General features: G+C 56.0%; 20 protein-coding genes and 1 riboswitch. All 20 genes read left to right on the top strand.

Features of this window, described 5'->3' with window-relative positions; genetic code table 11:
- Positions 1–11 precede the first annotated feature (11 nt).
- Positions 12–1,334: a bifunctional folylpolyglutamate synthase/dihydrofolate synthase gene (locus FLZ89_RS02790; RefSeq protein ID WP_141304295.1), complete on the top strand. Its 1,323-nt coding sequence runs from the start codon at positions 12–14 to the stop codon at positions 1,332–1,334.
- A 62-nt stretch (positions 1,335–1,396) separates the two neighbouring features.
- A complete protein-coding gene (locus tag FLZ89_RS02785; protein ID WP_141304294.1) occupies positions 1,397–2,044 on the top strand; it encodes a redox-sensing transcriptional repressor Rex in 648 nt (215 codons plus the stop codon).
- 330 nt (positions 2,045–2,374) lie between these two features.
- On the top strand, positions 2,375–2,998 hold the full coding sequence (locus FLZ89_RS02780; RefSeq protein ID WP_141304293.1) for a Maf family protein: 624 nt from the start codon (positions 2,375–2,377) through the stop codon (positions 2,996–2,998).
- The gene (gene radC, locus FLZ89_RS02775) at positions 2,964–3,659 is read left to right on the top strand and encodes a RadC family protein (protein ID WP_141304292.1); all 696 of its coding nucleotides are present in this window, start codon (positions 2,964–2,966) and stop codon (positions 3,657–3,659) included. The genes FLZ89_RS02780 and radC overlap by 35 nt, the downstream gene beginning before the upstream one ends.
- Before the next feature lie 93 nt (positions 3,660–3,752).
- A complete protein-coding gene (locus FLZ89_RS02770) occupies positions 3,753–4,793 on the top strand; it encodes a rod shape-determining protein (protein WP_141265421.1) in 1,041 nt (346 codons plus the stop codon).
- Between the two features lie 15 nt (positions 4,794–4,808).
- On the top strand, positions 4,809–5,723 hold the full coding sequence (mreC, locus tag FLZ89_RS02765) for a rod shape-determining protein MreC (protein WP_141304291.1): 915 nt from the start codon (positions 4,809–4,811) through the stop codon (positions 5,721–5,723).
- Positions 5,650–6,153, top strand: a complete 504-nt coding sequence (mreD, locus tag FLZ89_RS02760) for a rod shape-determining protein MreD (protein WP_141265423.1) — start codon at positions 5,650–5,652, stop codon at positions 6,151–6,153. Before mreC ends, mreD begins: the two co-directional genes overlap by 74 nt.
- Complete coding sequence (gene mrdA, locus FLZ89_RS02755) at positions 6,120–8,198, top strand: penicillin-binding protein 2 (RefSeq protein ID WP_141304290.1); 2,079 nt, start codon at positions 6,120–6,122, stop codon at positions 8,196–8,198. Before mreD ends, mrdA begins: the two co-directional genes overlap by 34 nt.
- 200 nt (positions 8,199–8,398) lie before the next feature.
- A complete protein-coding gene (gene minC, locus FLZ89_RS02750) occupies positions 8,399–8,824 on the top strand; it encodes a septum site-determining protein MinC (protein ID WP_141265692.1) in 426 nt (141 codons plus the stop codon).
- Complete coding sequence (minD, locus tag FLZ89_RS02745) at positions 8,817–9,611, top strand: septum site-determining protein MinD (protein ID WP_141265425.1); 795 nt, start codon at positions 8,817–8,819, stop codon at positions 9,609–9,611. The genes minC and minD overlap by 8 nt, the downstream gene beginning before the upstream one ends.
- Positions 9,612–9,627: 16 nt before the next feature.
- Complete coding sequence (gene minE, locus FLZ89_RS02740) at positions 9,628–9,924, top strand: cell division topological specificity factor MinE (RefSeq protein ID WP_141265426.1); 297 nt, start codon at positions 9,628–9,630, stop codon at positions 9,922–9,924.
- A gap of 138 nt (positions 9,925–10,062) precedes the next feature.
- A complete protein-coding gene (gene rodA, locus FLZ89_RS02735; protein WP_141265427.1) occupies positions 10,063–11,199 on the top strand; it encodes a rod shape-determining protein RodA in 1,137 nt (378 codons plus the stop codon).
- Between the two features lie 112 nt (positions 11,200–11,311).
- Positions 11,312–11,599, top strand: a complete 288-nt coding sequence (groES, locus tag FLZ89_RS02730) for a co-chaperone GroES (RefSeq protein WP_054936265.1) — start codon at positions 11,312–11,314, stop codon at positions 11,597–11,599.
- Between the two features lie 24 nt (positions 11,600–11,623).
- Complete coding sequence (gene groL / locus FLZ89_RS02725; RefSeq protein WP_141265428.1) at positions 11,624–13,240, top strand: chaperonin GroEL; 1,617 nt, start codon at positions 11,624–11,626, stop codon at positions 13,238–13,240.
- Positions 13,241–13,429: 189 nt separating this feature from the next.
- Positions 13,430–13,538, top strand: a riboswitch (TPP riboswitch).
- Between the two features lie 177 nt (positions 13,539–13,715).
- Positions 13,716–14,327: a thiamine phosphate synthase gene (gene thiE / locus FLZ89_RS02720; RefSeq protein ID WP_253256393.1), complete on the top strand. Its 612-nt coding sequence runs from the start codon at positions 13,716–13,718 to the stop codon at positions 14,325–14,327.
- A 135-nt stretch (positions 14,328–14,462) separates the two neighbouring features.
- On the top strand, positions 14,463–14,663 hold the full coding sequence (thiS, locus tag FLZ89_RS02715; protein ID WP_141304289.1) for a sulfur carrier protein ThiS: 201 nt from the start codon (positions 14,463–14,465) through the stop codon (positions 14,661–14,663).
- A 98-nt stretch (positions 14,664–14,761) separates the two neighbouring features.
- The gene (locus FLZ89_RS02710) at positions 14,762–15,538 is read left to right on the top strand and encodes a thiazole synthase (RefSeq protein ID WP_141265430.1); all 777 of its coding nucleotides are present in this window, start codon (positions 14,762–14,764) and stop codon (positions 15,536–15,538) included.
- Between the two features lie 71 nt (positions 15,539–15,609).
- Positions 15,610–17,007 (top strand): [FeFe] hydrogenase H-cluster radical SAM maturase HydG, encoded by a 1,398-nt coding sequence (gene hydG / locus FLZ89_RS02705; protein WP_141304288.1) that lies wholly within the window; start codon positions 15,610–15,612, stop codon positions 17,005–17,007.
- A 76-nt stretch (positions 17,008–17,083) separates the two neighbouring features.
- A complete protein-coding gene (locus FLZ89_RS02700) occupies positions 17,084–17,818 on the top strand; it encodes a murein hydrolase activator EnvC family protein (RefSeq protein WP_141265432.1) in 735 nt (244 codons plus the stop codon).
- Between the two features lie 3 nt (positions 17,819–17,821).
- A complete protein-coding gene (locus tag FLZ89_RS02695; RefSeq protein WP_141265433.1) occupies positions 17,822–18,706 on the top strand; it encodes a M50 family metallopeptidase in 885 nt (294 codons plus the stop codon).
- The last annotated feature ends 19 nt before the right edge of the window (positions 18,707–18,725 follow it).

The following is an 18,725-nucleotide window of genomic DNA, read 5'->3' as shown; positions in this document are numbered from 1 at the left end:
GAGGCGAAGGGGTGGATTATAAAGAAGCCCTTGAATTTTTGAGGCGGCTGACAAAATTTGGCTTTAATCTGGGCCTGGAGCGGATTAGAGAACTCACCCGCCGCTGCGGTGCGCCTCAGGAACGGTTGCGTTTTATCCACATTGGCGGGACCAACGGCAAGGGTTCGGTAGCCGCCATGGTTGCCAGTATCCTGAAGGAGGCCGGTTACCGGGTAGGTCTTTTTACTTCACCCCACCTGCATTCCTATACCGAACGGATGCGGATTAATGGCGTGCCTATCCCCGAAGAGCGCCTGGCAGCCCTCCTGACATGGTTTAAGCCGGTATTAGAGGCCATGGTGGCCGCAGGTTATGAACACCCGACGGAATTTGAAGTAAGTACGGCGGTGGCGCTGAAATATTTTGCCGAAGAGGGTGTTGACCCGGCAGTCCTGGAGGTCGGTTTAGGGGGGGCTATTGATTCTACCAATGTTATATCTTCAGCCCTGGTAAGTTGCATCACCAATGTAGGTATGGATCACATGGAGTACCTGGGGAACAATATAGCTGAGATCGCCAGGGTCAAGGCCGGTATCATCAAAGACGGCGGCGTCGTGGTGACTGCGGCCCGTCGCCCCGCGGCCCTGGAAGAAATCAGCCGTACCTGCCGGGAAAAGGGAGCCACCCTTTACTGCGTGGGCCGGGATGTCACCTGGCAGGAACGCCGCTTCTCCCTGGCCGGGGGTGAGTTTGACCTGCAGGGCCTGCTGGGAACTTATGAGGGCCTTAAAATCTCCCTGCTGGGCAGTCACCAGCTGGAAAATGCCGCTACAGCCGTTACTGTGGTTGAAGCTGCCGTGCGCCACCATGGCCTTGGGGTTACAGAAGAGCATATCCGCCATGGCCTGGTGCAGGCCTCCTGGCCGGGGCGGCTGGAAATTATGCACCGGGAGCCCATGGTAGTCATCGATGGCGCCCATAATGTTGATGGGGCCAGGACTCTCCGTCGGGCCCTGGAAGAATTATTCTCTTACCGGCGGCTGATCCTGGTGCTTGGCATGCTGGCTGACAAGGAGCGCGAAAAGGTAGTGGCCGAGCTGGCCCCGAAGTCCGCAGTGGTAATTGTTACCCGGCCCAATAATCCCCGTGCTGGGAACTGGCAGTCCCTGGCGGGCTTTGTGCGCCGGTATGGAGAACAGGTAGAAGTTATTGAAGAAATTCCTGAAGCCCTGGACCGCGCCTTGAATATTGCCGGTCCGTCTGACCTCATCTGTGTAACAGGATCATTGTACATGGTGGCAGATGCCAGAGAATGGCTTAAGAAGCTTAAAAAAGAGGATTCTATCTGCCGGTAGCGAATATCTTTTAAAGATTATTTGTGCAAGGCCATATTGAGCCATCAAGGGGGCAGATTCAGGTGAAAACCCTCAAAATTCCCGAAGCTACCATTATCCGGCTCTCGGTTTATTCCCGTTACCTGGCCCAGGTGGACCGGCGGGGAGTGACAACTATCTCTTCGGGGGAAATAGCCGACGGCGTTGGCGTTAGTCCGGCCCAGGTACGTAAGGACCTGGCCTATTTTGGCGAATTTGGTACCCGCGGTGTAGGGTATAATGTAAAGGATCTCTACTGGCATATCATCAAGATCCTGGGCCTCAATACCACCTGGTCGGTGGTCATCATCGGTGCCGGCAACCTGGGTACGGCCCTCTCCATGTATGGCGGCTTCCGGGAGCGCGGTTTTAAAGTGGTGGGAATTTTTGATAATTCTCCCCATAAAATTGGCTACCGTTTGAACGGCGTTGAAGTCTACCCTATGGAGCGCTTGAAGGAAATTATCGAACGGGAAAAGGCCCAGATCGCCATCATTGCCGTACCGGCAGAGTATGCCCAGGATGTCGCCGACCAGCTGGCCGGGACAAACATTCAAGGGATATTAAACTTTGCTCCTCGCGTGCTCAATGTACCGGAGCATATTGAACTCCGTAATGTTGACCTTTCCGTCAACCTGGAACTCCTAACCTTTAACCTGGCCCTGCGCCGGAGTATGAAGGGCGTGAGATAAACCCGCCGCTTCACGAGAACCAGGTACCAGGTAATGACGGCGAGCTGCCACCAGCGATGGCAGGAAAATTTAGGGCTGGCATTTGTCGGAAGCGAGCGACTTGGTCCGAACGGCGAAGCGGTCTCGGCGAAGCCGAGGAGCGAGGACGGGGCCGAGGACAGGATGTCCGAGGACGGCCTTTGAGGCAAGGATGCCGAATAGGCCGTGAACCCCGTCCGAGCCCGAGGCTGAGCCATAGACCGCTCCGTAAGGACCATGGAGCGAGCGAGACAAAGCCAGCTGCGACGGAGTGCCGTGTGGTATAAAGAAGGAAAAAGGAAGAATTTTCCAGTGAATAGGTTAATTCTGGCTTCGGCCTCACCGCGACGAAGGGAACTTTTGAGGCGCATAGGTTTAAACTTCGAAGTCCGCCCCAGTCAGGTGGATGAAAATAACTTCAGAGACCTGCCGCCGGCGCCCCGGGTAGAGCGCTTGGCCCTGGCCAAGGCCCGGGCCGTGGCTCATGCATGTAAAGAAGGCCTGGTAATCGGTGCCGATACCATTGTCGTCTGCCGGGGGCAGGTTCTGGGTAAACCGGCTTCAGCGGCAGAAGCCGCGGCGATGCTTTCTTTTTTAAGCGGCCGCACCCATACCGTTTATACCGGAGTGGCGGTAGTCAGAGCCCCGGGCGGCGAGGAAAAGTTTACCCACTCGCGCACCGAAGTAACCTTCCGCCACCTGGACCCGGCCGTAATTTCTGCCTACGTAGCCACAGGGGAACCCCTGGATAAAGCCGGGGCCTACGGCATCCAGGAACGCGGCGCCCTGCTGGTTGAAAGGATCAACGGCGACTACTTTAACGTCGTCGGCCTGCCCCTGGTGAAAGTGGTGGAGCTCCTGGAAGAGTTCGGCGTGGATGTGTGGGGAGGAGAGAGAGAGAATGACCGGGGAAGCAGCGAAAGGGACGACCATTAAAGAGATGCCGGCCGATTTGCGGCCCCGGGAACGGCTTTTGACTTCCGGGCCCCAGGCCCTGTCCAACGCCGAGCTTTTGGCCATCCTCATTCGGACGGGCACCAGGACCGAGACGGCCATCGACGTAGCAAGACGCCTGCTCTCCCGGCCCGAAGGGCTCCAGTACCTGGCCGCTGCTTCCCTGGAAGAGTTACAAAAAGAAAAAGGTATTGGGCTGGCCAAAGCAGCCGAGCTGAAAGCCGCCCTGGAACTTGGCCGGCGCCTGGCCGCCTTTAACCTATCCCGGACGGTGATTAAGAACCCGTGGGATGTAGCCGGCCTCCTCATGGACGAAATGCGCTACCTGGACCGGGAAAATTTCCGTACCGTTTCCCTGAATACTAAAAACCAGGTAATAGGGATAGATAGTGTCTCTGTAGGAAGCCTTAATTCTTCCCCGGCCCATCCGCGGGAGGTCTTTAAAGACCCCATCCGGCGCAGTGCTGCGGCCATTATCCTGGTCCATAATCATCCCAGCGGCGACCCCACTCCCAGCCAGGAAGACCTGCTGGTTACCCGGCGCCTGGTGGAGGCCGGCCAGATTTTGGGGATTGAGGTGCTGGATCATCTAATTATCGGCGACGGTCGCTTTATTAGCTTAAAGGAACGAAATTTACTATAGTGTACACCCGCTACAATTCTATTATTAACCTGTTGCCCTTACATTTATCATGTACTATAATGGGTGCGAATTAAGCAGGAAGGAGCTAAAGGTATGCTTTTCGCCCGGGATCTCGGGATTGACCTGGGGACGGCCAATACCCTGGTTCATGTCCGCAACAAGGGCATTGTTCTCCGGGAACCATCGGTGGTCGCCATCCAGCGGGGAACGGGGAATGTCCTGGCCGTTGGTGAAGAAGCCAAGCGGATGATTGGCCGGACCCCTGGTAATATTGTTGCCATCCGCCCTTTAAAGGACGGTGTCATTGCCGATTTCGATGTTACCCAGAGCATGCTGCGGTATTTTATTGAGAAATCCATTTCCAAGGGATTCCTGGTTCGGCCGCGGGTAGTGGTAGGTGTTCCTTCCGGCGTTACGGCTGTGGAAGCGCGGGCCGTCCGGGAAGCTGCCTTCCAGGCCGGGGCCAAGGAAGCCTACCTGATTGAGGAACCTATGGCGGCAGCCATCGGTGCCGGATTGCCGGTTTACGAGCCGACGGGCAACATGATTGTTGATATTGGCGGCGGTACCACCGAGGTAGCCGTTATCTCCCTGGGAGGTATTGTCACCAGCCGTTCCATTCGCATTGGCGGCGATGAAATGGATGAGGCCATCACTCAGTATATCAAGCGTACCTACAACTTGATGATCGGCGAGCGGACGGCGGAGGAGATCAAGATTGAGCTGGGAGCGGCCTTTTTTGGTGATACTGAAGAGGACAGCGCCCGCAAAGATCGCACCTATGCCGTCCGCGGCCGGGATCTGGTCACCGGGCTACCCAAGACCATTGAGATTACGGCAACTGAAGTCCAGGAAGCCCTGGCGGAACCGGTGGCCGCCATCCTGGAGGCCATTAAGGTCTGCCTGGAAAGGACGCCCCCCGAGCTTGCTGCCGACCTTATGGACCGGGGCATCGTCCTGGCCGGCGGCGGTTCCCTGCTCTGGGGTCTGGACCGCCTGGTGAGCCAGGAAACAGGCATGCCTGTGAATATGGCCGAAGACCCCTTGACAGCCGTGGCTATAGGTACGGGTAAGGTCCTGGAAAATATTGAAGTACTGAAACGAGTGCTTTTACCGGCGCAGCGCGTAGGTTAAAGGGAGGGAGGAGCTTTGGGCCCTTATCGGCGGAAGCTCATTACCCCTCTCATCTTGATCCTGGCTGCCTTAAGTATTTATTTCATCATGCGCTGGACGGCCCTGGAACGGGGGCGCTTAAGCATTTTAGAAGGAGGCTTGCGGGATGCCCTGGCTCCGGCCGAAAGGGGTATTACCCTGGTGGTAAACAAAACCGAGGGGTGGCTGGCGGCAATCAAGAATTACAGCCGCCTCCAGGCCGAGAACCAGGCCTTGAAGCAGGAAATAGCTGCTTTAAAGGCGGCTAACATCCAGCTGGAAGAATACCGCCAGGAAAACAACCGCCTGCGCAACCTCCTTAAATTTACGGAAGTAAACCGCAATGCCTTTGACTTTACCGTGGCCCCGGTCATCGGCCGCAACCCTTCCAACTGGTACCATACCCTTACCCTGGGCCTTGGCTCCAGGGCAGGATTGCAAAAAGACCAGGTGGTAGTCACCTCCCAGGGAGTGGTCGGCCGGATCGTTGCCGTCACACCCCGGACGGCGGAAGTCTTGCTCATCCTGGACCGTGAAGGAGCCCTGGGTGGTATGATCCAGGTTAACCGGACGCCAGGCATCGTCGAGGGGAGCCCTGATTACCGCGGCTACCTGCAAATGATTCATATCGCCCGCGATGCCCCGGTAATGGAAAATCAGGTAGTCGTCACTTCCGGCCTGGGCGGTATTTTCCCCAAGGGCTTACTCCTGGGAACGGTGGTCAAAGTTTTGCCCGAGCCCGACGGGCTTATGAAACGGGCCATTATCGAACCATCGGTAGATTTTGACCGGCTGGAAGAAGTCCTGGTCATTACGCGGGTCAAGGGGGGCATTGAAGATGCAGTTCCTGGGGCTGGTGCTTCTGGGGCTGGCAGGACTTATCCTGGAGGCAACCCTGCTACCGGCCTTTAAGATGGCAGGAGTTAAGGCCGACCTGCTAACTGTTTTCCTGACCATTTTTGCCTTCCTTAAAGGGGCACCCCGGGGAGCTGCCATGGGTTTTATCTATGGGCTGTTGGAAGACTTTTATCTGGCTAAATTCTTAGGCCTCAATGCCCTGACCAGGATGGCTACCGGTTACCTGGTGGGTTTAAGTAAAGACTGGTTAAACCATGATAACCTGCTGGGTCCCGGTATCCTCACTTTTCTAGCGACCATTGGTCAGGGGTTTTTATTTTTACTGGTGGGGCATCTTGCTGGATTTAAATATCCCTGGCTGGCCGGGATGTTAACCGTCGTTTTGCCTATGGCCTTTTATAACGGCAGCCTGGCTCTGTTGGGATACAGTTTATATCAAGGGGGAGCAGCATGGGGGACCAGGAAAAGGAAAACTGGAAGCTGAAACTCTCCAGGCGCCTCAATGGCTACCTGGTAATTCTTATCTTTATCTTTATCCTCTTGACCTCCCGCCTGTTTTTTCTCCAGATTGTCAATGCCCAGGAATTCAGCAAACAGTCGGCCGAGAATCGCATCCGCATAAACCCCATTGAAGCCCGCCGGGGCGATATCCTGGATAGGAACGGCCAGGTCCTGGCCACCAGCCAGCCGGTATATGTGGTGACCATTCGCAGCATGCCCAACCAGGATCTGGATGGAGTCATTAACAACCTCTCCGCCCTGCTGGAGGACCCGGAGTTGACACCGGCGGCTATTAAAGAATTGATCAAAAATAACCCTATCCGTTACCGGTCGACGGAGATCAAAAGGCTCCCGGCCAGCGACCCGGTGGCCATTGCCACTGTGACCAGACTCGAGGAGCACCGCCAGGACCTGCCGGGGGTAAATATTATTGAGGAACCCCAGCGTTATTACCCCTATGGACCCCTGGCCGGCCATCTCCTGGGTTACGTCGGCCAGATAACCCAGCAGGAACTAGAAGACAGGAAAGAAGAAAATTACGGCCTCAACGATAAAATAGGCAAGAGCGGTATTGAAGCCTTCCTGGAATACAGTAACGAGGGCGGCCGGGAAATAGGCCTGCGCGGCAAGAAAGGCGCCGAGCAGGTGGAGGTTGACGCCTATAACCGTAAGGTCCGGGACCTGGTAACTCTGCCGCCCACACCGGGCGATACTGTTCAGCTCACCATTGACTTGAAGCTCCAGCAAACACTGGAAAAGGCCATGGACCAGGTGATTGCTGCTACAAAGAAAAAGAACCCCAAGGCCGGCGGCGGGGCGGCGGTAGTCCTGGATGTCAAGACCGGGGCGATCCTCGCTATGGCCAGCAAGCCCGATATGGATCCCAATGACTTTGTTAACGGCAACTATACCAGGAAGCAGGGCTATTATAACAACCCGCGCCTGAAACCCCTTTTCAACCGGGCCATTCAGGGGATTTACCCGCCGGGTTCGACCTTTAAGCCTATTACGGCCATGGCGGCCCTGGATGCCGGCGTGGTTAAGCCTCAGGATACCATTTACGACAGCGGCCGTTACTGGAAACCGGGTGGCATTACCTGCTGGGCGGTTCACGGCAATGTTAATTTATACCGGGGCATGGCCGTCTCCTGCAACACCTATTTCCAGTGGGCCGGGGAACTGGCCGGAATCGATAAAATCGACGAGGTGGCGCGGCAATTCGGCCTGGGAGAACCTACCGGGGTTATCGGCCTCCGGGGTGAAGCAGCGGGCATCCTGCCTTCACCAGAATGGAAAAAAGAGATTAATGCCCCATACTGGGACCGGTGGTTAAAAAATCAAGAAGACCGCATCGAAAAGAAGTATGCCGGTTTACTTGCGGCAGCCGCCCCAGAGGAAAAAAGCAAGCTGCTTGAGCAGAAGGAAAGGGAACTAAAGCAGGTTAAGGCCGAGTACCAGATAAACTATAACTTTAATACTACCTGGCAGCCCTTTAATACCTATAACACCTCCATAGGCCAGGGCGATAATAATTACACCATCATCCAGCTGGCCAACTATATAGCCACTCTGGCCAACGGCGGTACCCGCTGGCGCCCCTACCTGGTAGATAAGGTAATTGGCGCCGACGGCTCGTTAAAAAAACAATACCACCCCGAGGTGGCCGGGAGGGTTACGATCTCTCAAGAAGCTATGGCCCAGGTACGGCAGGCCATGCTGGAAGTGACCCGGGCGAGTGATGGTACTGCCAGTTTCCTCTTTCGCGATTTCCCGCCCGAACTTCAGGTGGCGGCCAAGACCGGCACCGCCCAGACAGGGCTGGCCGGTGACGACAGAAATAGCGATTTTTACGGGCTCTTTGTGGCCTTTGCTCCCTTCGATGACCCGCAGATTGCTATCGCGGTTATCATCGAATACGCCCAGCACGGCGGTGATTCCGCCGGTGTGGTGGCCCGGGCAGTCCTGGCCCAGTACTTTGGCCTGACGGATATCTTAAATAAGCCTTTTAACGGCGTTTCCGTGGAATAATGTCAGCTAGCGTCTCTTTTTGCTGAGAAGATGGGGAAAAAAGACCCCATCTTTTTTCCTGCTGCGGCAGGATTTACCTCACTGGTGTAGAAAATTAATAAAGCCGAAGCGGATTCTGCCGCCCGGTATCAAGGAGGAGAAGAGGCGTGTTTTCTTCAACTGGTAGTGACACCGGGGCAGGCACCCAGCAGGGGATAACGATGCCGGCTGCCAGGGGAAAACCGGGGTCGGACAACCATACCTTTCTGGTCTGCCGCACAGTGCGTTCCGGCCAGAGGTTAGAGTACCCCGGAAATGTGGTAGTTATGGGCGACGTTCATCCTGGCGGGGAAATAGTGGCCAGCGGCCATGTTATTGTCATGGGCACCTTAAAGGGAGTAGTCCATGCCGGGGCTGAAGGCAATGAAAAGGCTGTGGTCATGGCCTTCCGGCTCCAGCCCACTCAGCTGCGGATTGCCGGCTACATTACCAGGGCTCCCGATGATGAGGTCCAGGATGTCATGGGAGAACCGGAGATCGCCCGCATCCAGGATGAAGCAGTCGTCATTGAAAAATACCAGCCCGGCGGCGAAAAGCGATGGTTAAGCAGGAGCATGATTGAGGAAGAGGAGGAACAAAATGGGTGAAGTGATTGTCATCACTTCCGGTAAGGGCGGGGTTGGCAAAACAACTACCACGGCCAACCTCGGTACCGGCCTGGCCAGTCTGGGTAAGAAAGTTGTTTTAGTTGATACGGATATTGGTTTAAGAAATCTGGATGTGGTCATGGGCCTGGAAAACCGGATTGTGTATGATCTTCTTGATGTCGTCGAGGGCCGTTGCCGCTTAAAGCAGGCTTTAATTAAGGATAAAAGGCTGGAAAACCTCTACCTTTTACCAGCCAACCAGACCAGGGACAAGACAGCCGTCAGCCGCCAGCAGATGATTGACCTGGTGGCCCAGTTACGCGAGGAATATGAATTTGTGTTAATCGACTGCCCGGCCGGAATTGAAATGGGCTTTAAAAATGCCATCGCCGGGGCGGAAAAGGCCCTGGTGGTTACCACACCGGAAGTTGCCGCCGTCCGAGATGCCGACCGCATTATCGGGCTCTTAGAAGCAGCCGAAATGGAGGCTCCGCGCTTGATTATCAATCGCCTGCGGCCGGATATGGTGCGCAAGGGCGACATGATGGACATCGAGGATATGCTGGAGATCCTGGCTATTGATCTCATCGGCGTGGTGCCGGAAGACGAGTATATCGTTATTTCCACCAATCGCGGCGAACCGGCAGTTCTGGATAAGCATTCCCGGGCCGGCCAGGCCTACCGTAATATCGCCCGCCGTCTTTTAGGAGAAGAAGTTCCCTTCTTGAACTGGGACGCGGGGAGCGGCATCATGGCCAGGCTCCGCAGACTGATTGGCCTGGGTTAGGAAGGGGGCACGCGGGGTGCTGGAATTTTTGCTGCGTTTTTTCGGGCGAGATATTACAGCCAGCAAAAAGGTTGCCAAGGAACGCCTGCGCCTGGTGCTGGTTCATGACCGGGCCGGTGTTTCCCCTCACCTGCTGGAAGCCCTGAAAAACGATTTAATCAACGTCATTTCCGAATACCTTGATATCGATACTACGGGGCTGGAGGTTAGCTTAAATCACGAAAATGATTCCGTGGCCCTGGTGGCCAATATCCCCATCCTCAGGGTCAAGCGCACCTTTAAAACCAGTCCGGAGACCGCCGTTAAAGCATAAAAGTATCCCCCGGATTTTGCCGGGGGATTTCCTTTTACCGCTATTTTGTTATAGCCCGGCCATGCTTGCTGTTATATAATAATTACGGCCCCTTATTATCATGACTATCATTGACTCCCGTGAAGGGCAGGGGAAATAATGTTGGAGCGCCGCCTCTGGCGTAATCTCGATTATTATTTTGTGGGTAGCATTATCACCCTGTTATTAATTAGCCTGGCTGTTCTTAGCAGCGCTGCGGCCAACGTAGCAACAGATCCCTATTATTATGTTAAAAAACAACTGATATGGATTTTTGTTGGCCTAGCAGGGTTGACCGCAGTATTACTTATCGATTACGGGCAACTGAAACGCTATCAGTATCCCCTGTATATCTTGAATCTAATTTTATTGTCCGCGGTTTTCTTCATTGGCCATGAAGCTAAGGGAGCCCAGCGCTGGATCAACCTGGGCCCTTTTCTCCTGCAGCCTTCCGAATTTGCCAAGACCATAACGGTCATTACCCTGGCCTGCTTCCTGGATAAACGCCGGGGCAAACTTAACCGCTGGCAGGATTTAATCGTACCCTTCGCCTATGTAGCTGTACCCATGCTGCTAATTTTAAAACAGCCCGACCTGGGTACGGCCCTGGTTTTGCTGGCCATCCTTTTTGGCATGTTGTATATAGGAGGGGCCAACCCCAGGCTGTTATTATTAATCTCCGGCGGCGGCCTCCTCCTGGTCGGACTGGCCCTTTACGCCCACTTCCATTTCGGCCTGCCCCTGCCCCTGCAGGATTACCAGCTGCGCCGGTTGGTGGTAGTCCTCAATCCCTATAACGACGGCCAGGGCGGTACCGGTGCCGGTTACCATGTCATCCAGTCCCAGATCGCCATCGGCTCCGGCGGGTGGTGGGGGGTCGGCTTTCGCCAGGGTTCCCAGGTGCAGCTCAATTTCCTGCCGGAACACCATACCGACTTTATCTTCTCGGTAGTCGGGGAAGAGCTGGGATTCGTTCGTACTGTGGGTATTCTTGCCCTTTATTTCTTGCTCCTCTACCGCATGATTCGGATTGCTGCCCAGGCCAAGGACATGTTTGGCGCTTTGCTGGTGGGTGGCGTAGTCTCCATGTTTACCTTTCATATTTTGGTTAATGTGGGCATGACCATAGGTATTATGCCGGTGACGGGGATACCTCTGCCCCTTTTTAGCTACGGGGGGAGCGCTATGCTGGCCAATATGCTGGCCCTGGGGTTGGTTCTCAATGTTAACCTCAGGCGGCAAAAAATTCTTTTTTAGAGTTGTTCCTATTGACAAGGGGTAACCCCTTGTGTATATTAGTAATTGGCTGTTAGCACTAAGCTCAGGTGAGTGCTAACAACTCCTAAATGCTGTGAAAGGAGGAGTTTTCATGCTTAAACCGCTTGCCGACAGGGTAGTACTTAAGGTCCTGACCGGCGAAGAAAAAACCCAGGGGGGTATTGTTTTACCGGATACTGCCAAGGAAAAGCCCCAGGAAGGGGAAGTAGTGGCCGTCGGACCGGGCAAGATCCTGGAAAACGGTACCCGGGTAGCGCCGGAAGTTAAGGTTGGCGACATAGTAGTCTTTGCCAAATACAGTGGTACTGAAGTCAAATATGAAGGCCAGGAATATCTGATTATCCGTGACAGCGACATCCTGGCCATTAAGGAAAAATAAAGGAATTTAAAGGAGGTAGAAATCATGGCTGCCAAACAGCTGGCCTTTGATACGGAAGCCAGGCGCGCCCTGGAAAGAGGTGTCAGCGCTGTTGCCCAAGCGGTGAAAGTCACCCTGGGACCGAAGGGCCGCAATGTGGTCATAGAACGCAAATTCGGTTCCCCGGTCATCACCAAGGACGGGGTTACCGTAGCTAAAGAAATTGAGCTGCAAGATCCCTATGAAAACATGGGTGCCCAGCTCTGCCGGGAAGTCGCTTCTAAGACCAACGATGTCGCCGGTGATGGAACAACCACTGCCACCGTTCTCGCCCAGGCCATTGTCCTGGAAGGCTTGAAGAATGTGGCCGCCGGGGCCAATCCCGTCTTCATCAAGAAGGGCATTGACCGGGCTGTGGAAGCTGTGGTGGAAGAAATCAAGAAGATAAGCATCCCGGTGGAATCCAAGGAGAGCATAGCCCATGTAGCCTCCATTGCCGCCAATGAGCGCGAGATTGGCGAGCTCATTGCCGATGCCATGGAGAAGGTTGGTAAAGACGGCGTCATCACAGTGGAAGAATCCAAAGGTACGGCCACTACTGTAGAAGTAGTGGAAGGTATGGAATTCGACCGCGGGTATGTATCGCCGTATTTTGTTACCAACGCCGAGGCCATGGAAGCCGAATTTGAAGAACCCTATATACTTATCCATGAAAAGAAGATCTCGGCTATCAATGACCTGCTACCCCTGCTGGAAAAGGTAGTTCGTACGGGTAAACCCCTGGTTATCATAGCCGAGGATGTGGAGGGCGAAGCCCTGGCCACCCTGGTGGTTAACAAGCTGCGCGGCACCCTGAACTGCGCTGCCGTCAAGGCTCCCGGCTTTGGCGACCGCCGTAAAGCCATGATGGAGGATATCGCTATCCTGACTGGTGGCACCTTTATCTCCGAGGACCTGGGTGTCAAGCTGGAGAATGTTGACCTCCACATGCTGGGCCGGGCCAAGAAGGTCAAGATTGCCAAGGAAAAGACCACCATTGTCGAAGGTTACGGTAAGAAAGATGCTATTGACGGCCGCATAGCCCAGATTAAGAAGCAGATTGAAGAGACCGATTCCGATTACGACCGCGAGAAGCTACAGGAACGCCTGGCCAAGATGGCCGGCGGCGTAGCCGTCATCCGTGTCGGTGCGGCTACCGAAACCGAACTGAAAGAGAAGAAACACCGGGTGGAAGACGCTCTGGCCGCTACGCGGGCTGCTGTTGAGGAAGGTATTGTCCCCGGCGGCGGTGCCACCCTGGTCCACTGCATCCCGGCGGTAGAAAAGCTCCAGGCCGAGGGCGATGAGGCTGTGGGTGTCCGGATCATCAAACGGGCCCTGGAAGAACCCCTGCGCCAGATTGCAGCCAACGCCGGCCTGGAAGGTTCGGTTATTGTAGAACGGGTACGCAACGAAAAGCCCGGCATCGGCTTCGATGCTGTCTCCGAGCAGTATGTTGACATGGTGAAAGCCGGTATTGTTGACCCGGCCAAGGTTACCCGCAGCGCCCTGCAGAATGCGGCCAGCATTGCTGCCATGCTGCTGACCACCGAAGCCCTGGTTGCCGAGATACCCAAGGAAGAAAAGAATCCTCCCATGCCGCCCGGCGGTATGGATTATTAAAGTAGAAAAGGGCCTGGAGGTTATGTCCTCCAGGTTCTTTTTTCTACCCCCTTTTTAATTAAATAAATATAAAGGCGGGTGAAAATTGCTGCCAGGAGCTACAGGCCGGCGTTAAATGTGAAAATATGGCTTATATAATCTTAAATAGCCCTTGCGTTAAGAAACTATGAATAGTAAAATTATAGCAAAATTAATATGGAGGGGAGCTCCTGTTAGGGGCTGAGAAAGGGCTAGTGAGCACCTGACCCTTTGACCTGATCAGGGTAATGCCTGCGGAGGGAGAGTGAACGTTTACGACCGGTGTCCTCCTCCAAAGGAGCACACCGGTTTTTTTACTGGCAGAGGTTCTCATGAAGGCACCCTGCACCGGCGAACGAAGAAAATGAGAGATAAGTAGATCTGAAACTGGCGTGGCCAGTTTCCACAGAAATCCCACCTCTAACCTCCCACTTCGCACCTCTCATATACGGAGGTGTTGACCCTGGCCTGGCTTTATGTCATCACCAGCCGTCGCCTTGCTGGTGCCAGGTCTCTGGTAGACCTGGCTGCAAAGCTGGAAGGAGTAGATTACCTACAGCTGCGAGAAAAGGATTTAACCGGTAGGGAACTTTACCATCTGGCCCTGGATATAAAGCAGGTCCTGCCGCCGGGAACACGGCTGCTGATCAATGACCGGCTGGATGTGGCCCTGGCCGCCGGAGCCGACGGGGTGCATCTGGGCGAAAACTCACTGCCGCCGGCCGTGGCCCGCAGGCTTTTAGGGCCTGAGAAAATCATGGGGGTATCCGTCCACAGCGTGACGGCCGCCCGGGAGGCGGAGAAGGCCGGTGCAGATTACCTGCTGTTCGGCCACATATTCCCGACGGCTTCCAAGGAGGGAATCCCCCCCAGGGGGGTGGGAAGCTTGCGGGAAGTCGTTGCCAGTGTTGGTATACCAATTATCGCCCTGGGCGGCATCAATACCGCCAATGCCCGCCAATGCCTTGCCGCCGGGGCCAGGGGTGTGGCCGTGATGTCAGCCGTCATGGCTGCTCCCGACCCGGCCCGGGCTGTTGCTGAATTAAAGCAGACCCTGAATAAGAGGTGAGGAGTGGGAGGTGGGAAACGGGAGGGTAAAGTACATGGAAATACCGGGCTGGCATTTGTCGGCAGCGAGCAAGCTTCTGCCGAGCGAGACAATGCCAGCCTACGACAGAGTTGTTTGGGGGGAGGCAATATTATTATGCGCCTGAAGGTGAATGGCGAAGAGCGGGATGTAGCGGCCGGGCTGACGGTTGCCGAACTGCTGCAGGAGCTGGGGATCGACGGCCGTTACATGGCCCTGGAACGCAACCGGCAGGTTGTACCCCGGCAGGACTACGCAACAACTGTTCTTGAGGAAGGTGATGAACTGGAAATCATACGTTTTGTCGGGGGAGGCTGATGCCGGCCGAAGTCACCTTGCTGTTGAGGCCGGGTCGCTGGTGCAGGCAAATGCCAGCTATATACAAAAGTTCAAATTGCTACAGGGAGGAATCTTTTATGAATGATAAACTGGTCATCGCCGGCCGGGAGTTCAATTCCCGCCTGATGGTCGGGACCGGCAAGTACGCCACCATGGAGCTCATGCAGCAGGCTATTGCTGCCTCAGGGGCGGAGATAGTGACGGTAGCTGTGCGCAGGATCAATCTTCAGTCTCCGGGCCCATCCCTCCTGGATTACCTGGACCTGAAGAAGATAACCCTCTTACCCAATACCGCCGGTGCCACTACCGTTGATGAAGCGGTGCGTCTGGCCCGCCTGGCCCGGGAAGCAGGCCTTTCCGACATGGTCAAACTAGAGGTTATCGGCGACCAGGAAACCCTTTTACCTGACCCTGTGGCTACCATTGAGGCTACTCGCATCCTCGTCAAGGAAGGCTTTATTGTTTTACCCTACACCACCCAGGACGTAGTTGTGGCCCGGCGCCTGGTGGAAGCCGGGGCGGCTACAGTTATGCCCCTGGGTTCGCCCATCGGCTCGGGGCAAGGGTTGCCCAACTTTGATGCCATCAGGCTCATCATCGACCGCGTTAATGTCCCGGTGATAGTTGATGCCGGCATCGGTGCTCCCTCCGACGCCGCCCTGGCTATGGAAATCGGCGCTTCGGCCTGCCTGATCAATACAGCCATTGCTGAAGCTCGCGATCCTGTCCTCATGGCCACAGCTATGCGTGAGGCAGTAATTGCCGGGCGGCTAGGGTACCTCGCCGGCAGGATACCCAAGAAAACCTATGCCAGCCCCAGCAGTCCCACCGAGGGCATGATCGGCCGCGGCTAGGAAAGACACCCTTTCCCAACGAGCCGAGGGGCGGGGGCCCCGTCACATTTCCTATTCGGAGGTGTTTGTATATGAACGTGCCGGCTTATGAATACGACGGTGAGCTGAAGGCGATAGTTGATGCCGAAGCCATCGAGGCCCTCCTGGCAACGCCGCCCCCCGGAGGAGCGGCCCTGGATGCCATTTTACGTAAGGCCCGCTCTTTAAAGGGGTTAAGCCTGGAAGAAGCAGCCGCTATCCTTAATTTAAATGATGACGCTTTGCTGCCAAAGGTTTACCGGGCGGCAGCCGAGGTTAAAGAGCGGGTTTATGGCCGGAGAATAGTTCTTTTTGCTCCCCTGTATATCAGCAATCGCTGCAGCAATAACTGTCTCTACTGCGGTTTTCGCCGCGATAACAGGGACCTTAAACGCAGGCTGCTAAGTCCGGAAGAGATTGGTAAAGAAGCCCGGGCCCTGGCTGAGCAGGGCTTCCAGCGTGTCCTCCTGGTCGCCGGGGAAGGCCGGCCGGGTGCCGATGTTGATTACCTCTGCCAGGCCGTCGAGGCGGTTTACCGCTATTCGCCCCTGCGTATTGTCCACCTTAACGTTGCTCCCCAGACGGTGGCCGGATTTCGCCGCTTGAAGCAGGCCGGTGCCGGCGTTTACCAGTGTTTCCAGGAAACCTACCATCCTGCTACTTACCGGGTAATGCATCCTGCCGGCATCAAGGCCGACTACGGCTGGCGCCTGACGGTCATGCACCGGGCCATGGCCGCCGGATTTGGCGACGTAGGCATGGGGCCGCTCCTGGGCCTGTATGATTACCGTTTTGAGGTCCTGGCGGCCATCAGCCATGCCCGCAGCCTGGAGGAGGCGTTCGGCGCCGGTCCCCATACCATGTCGGTGCCGCGCCTGCGGCCGGCCCTGGGGGCGGCTTTAACTGAGGTACCCTATACTTTAAGCGATACCGATTTCCGCAAGGTTATAGCCGTTTACCGCCTGGCCTTACCATATGTCGGCCTGGTGCTCACTACCAGGGAGCGGCCGGAACTACGGGATGAGCTGGTGGATATGGGTGTTTCTCAGATTTCCGCCGGTTCCTGTGTCAGCCCGGGCGGCTACGCTGAACCTGAAGACCCGGCCGCCCAGTTTGAAGTGGGCGACCACCGGCCTTTGAGCGCCATGGTAGCCATGCTGCTGCAACATGGCCACCTGCCCAGTTTTTGTACCGCCTGTTACCGCTCTGGCCGTACCGGTAAACGTTTTACCGCCCTGGCGCGGGAAGGTGACATCCGGCGTTTCTGCCTGCCCAACGCCATCTTGAGTTTTCAGGAGTACCTGGTGACAAAAGCGCCGTCGGAGCTAAAGGCTGCAGGGGAAAGGGTTATTGCTGCGGCCATAGCTACCATTGCTGATAGCAACTTGCGGGAGGAGATCATGAAGCGCCTGGAACAAACCCGCCATGGAGAGATAGATTTACATTTCTAACACTTTCATTAGTCATACCTCCCCGGTCCGGGCATATACATAAATAAAGAAATATGCTTGTCCGGGGGGACGCAAGGTGCGGGATAGCTGGGACTGGGAGGAAGTTAAAGGGGCTCCCCTGGGTGGCTGGGCTGGGCCGGGGCGGACCGTACCGCCGTCACGGTTTCGACGCCGCTGGCTGCGGCAGGGGATCATTGCCGGCCTGTTATGGCTGGCCATAACCATACTTTTTCGCCTGGACGGCCCTGTGGTCCAGCCCCTGCAAATGGGCCTGCGTCATTACCTGGCCGACCCGGCGGCCGACTTTACCCCGGCCGTAGCTCAACTGGTACGTTCAGGGATGTGGCTGGATGCTTACGACCGCTGGGTTTTCCATTTTTTCAAGCCGGGAGCAGAGGCAGTCCCGGTGACTGCCGGCCAGGCTTTGCCAGCCATGGCTGTACCCCTTTCCGGGGATATCAGCCGCCCTTACGGTTGGATGGTTGCCGACGGCCAGCAATATTTCCATAATGGCATCGATATCCAGGCACCAGGGGGTTCAACTGTCCGGGCCGCCCTGGCGGGTAAGGTCATCAGGACCGGGGAGGACCCCGTCCTGGGGCTGGTCGTGGAAATCGATCACGGCCGGGGCCTGGTTACGGTATACGGCACCCTGGGCCAGGTCAAGGTCAGCCAGGGGCAGGCAGTGGAAAAGGGAAACGTGATTGCTACCCTGGCTCAAGGCCCGGTGGCCCAGCTCCATTTTGAAGTGCGGCAGGATGGCCGGCCGGTGGACCCTACAGCTTTATTAACTCCCCCAGGTAAGATGTAAACCATGCGCGCTGGTCGAGTGGGAACGGCAGAAATAATTTTCAACGATTATTTTCTGCTTCTCCTGGGCCTTTATTTTCTCGTGGGGGTTTTACCCCAGGCCTTACTTTTGTTTACGGCTGTGGCCTGGCATGAAGGCTGCCATGTCCTGGCAGCCTCCCGTCTCGGCTGGAAAGTGAAGAGCGTGGAACTCTTTCCCTTTGGTGGGGTGGCACGCCTCCGGCGGCCGCAGGGGCGGGATTTTACGGACGAAGCTCTGATAGCCCTGGCCGGCCCCGCGGCCAGTTTTTTCCTGGCGCTGGGGATAACCCTTTTTGACCTGTTGCTTAACTTAACGCCGGCCTGGCTCCTTTTTTTTCGCCAGGTCAACCTTATCCTGGCCCTTTTTAACCTCTGGCCGGGCCTTCCCCTGGACGGGGGACGTATCTACCGGGCCTTGAGGGCGAAGCATACCGGGCTGTACCGGGCAACTTTGGAAGGAGTTTACGGCGGCCAGGTCCTGGCTCTCCTCCTGGGCCTGGGGAGTATTGGCGGTTTTATCTTCCGGCTGGCGGATCTCCAGGGCCTGGCCCTGGCCTTGTTTATCTATTACGCCGCCAGGCGAGAAGGGGAGGTGGCACCCTATATGTTCTGGCAGGATTTCTGGCGGCAGCGGGGTAAGGAAGCTGTTAAAGGGGATCAGTTTAAAACCACCAGGGTCTTTTGGCTGGCGGCCGGCCCGGGTCTCACTCTGGCCAGGGTGGCGCGCTCCTTTTCTCCTCGATCTTTCAACCTGGTAGCCGTCATCGGTAAAGGGGGACGGCTGGAAGGTATCCTAACGGAAACGGAAATCATGCAGGAGCTCCTGGAAGGAGGAAATAATACCCTGGATGTCCTGTTGCGGAGGTAGGGCAGACTCGCCCCGCCTT

Source organism: Moorella sp. E306M (genome assembly GCF_006538385.1).
Classification (GTDB): Bacteria; Bacillota; DSM-521; order Neomoorellales; family Neomoorellaceae; genus Neomoorella.
The sequence above is the reverse complement of the archived record's forward strand: the minus strand, read 5'-3'. Positions and strand labels throughout refer to the sequence as shown.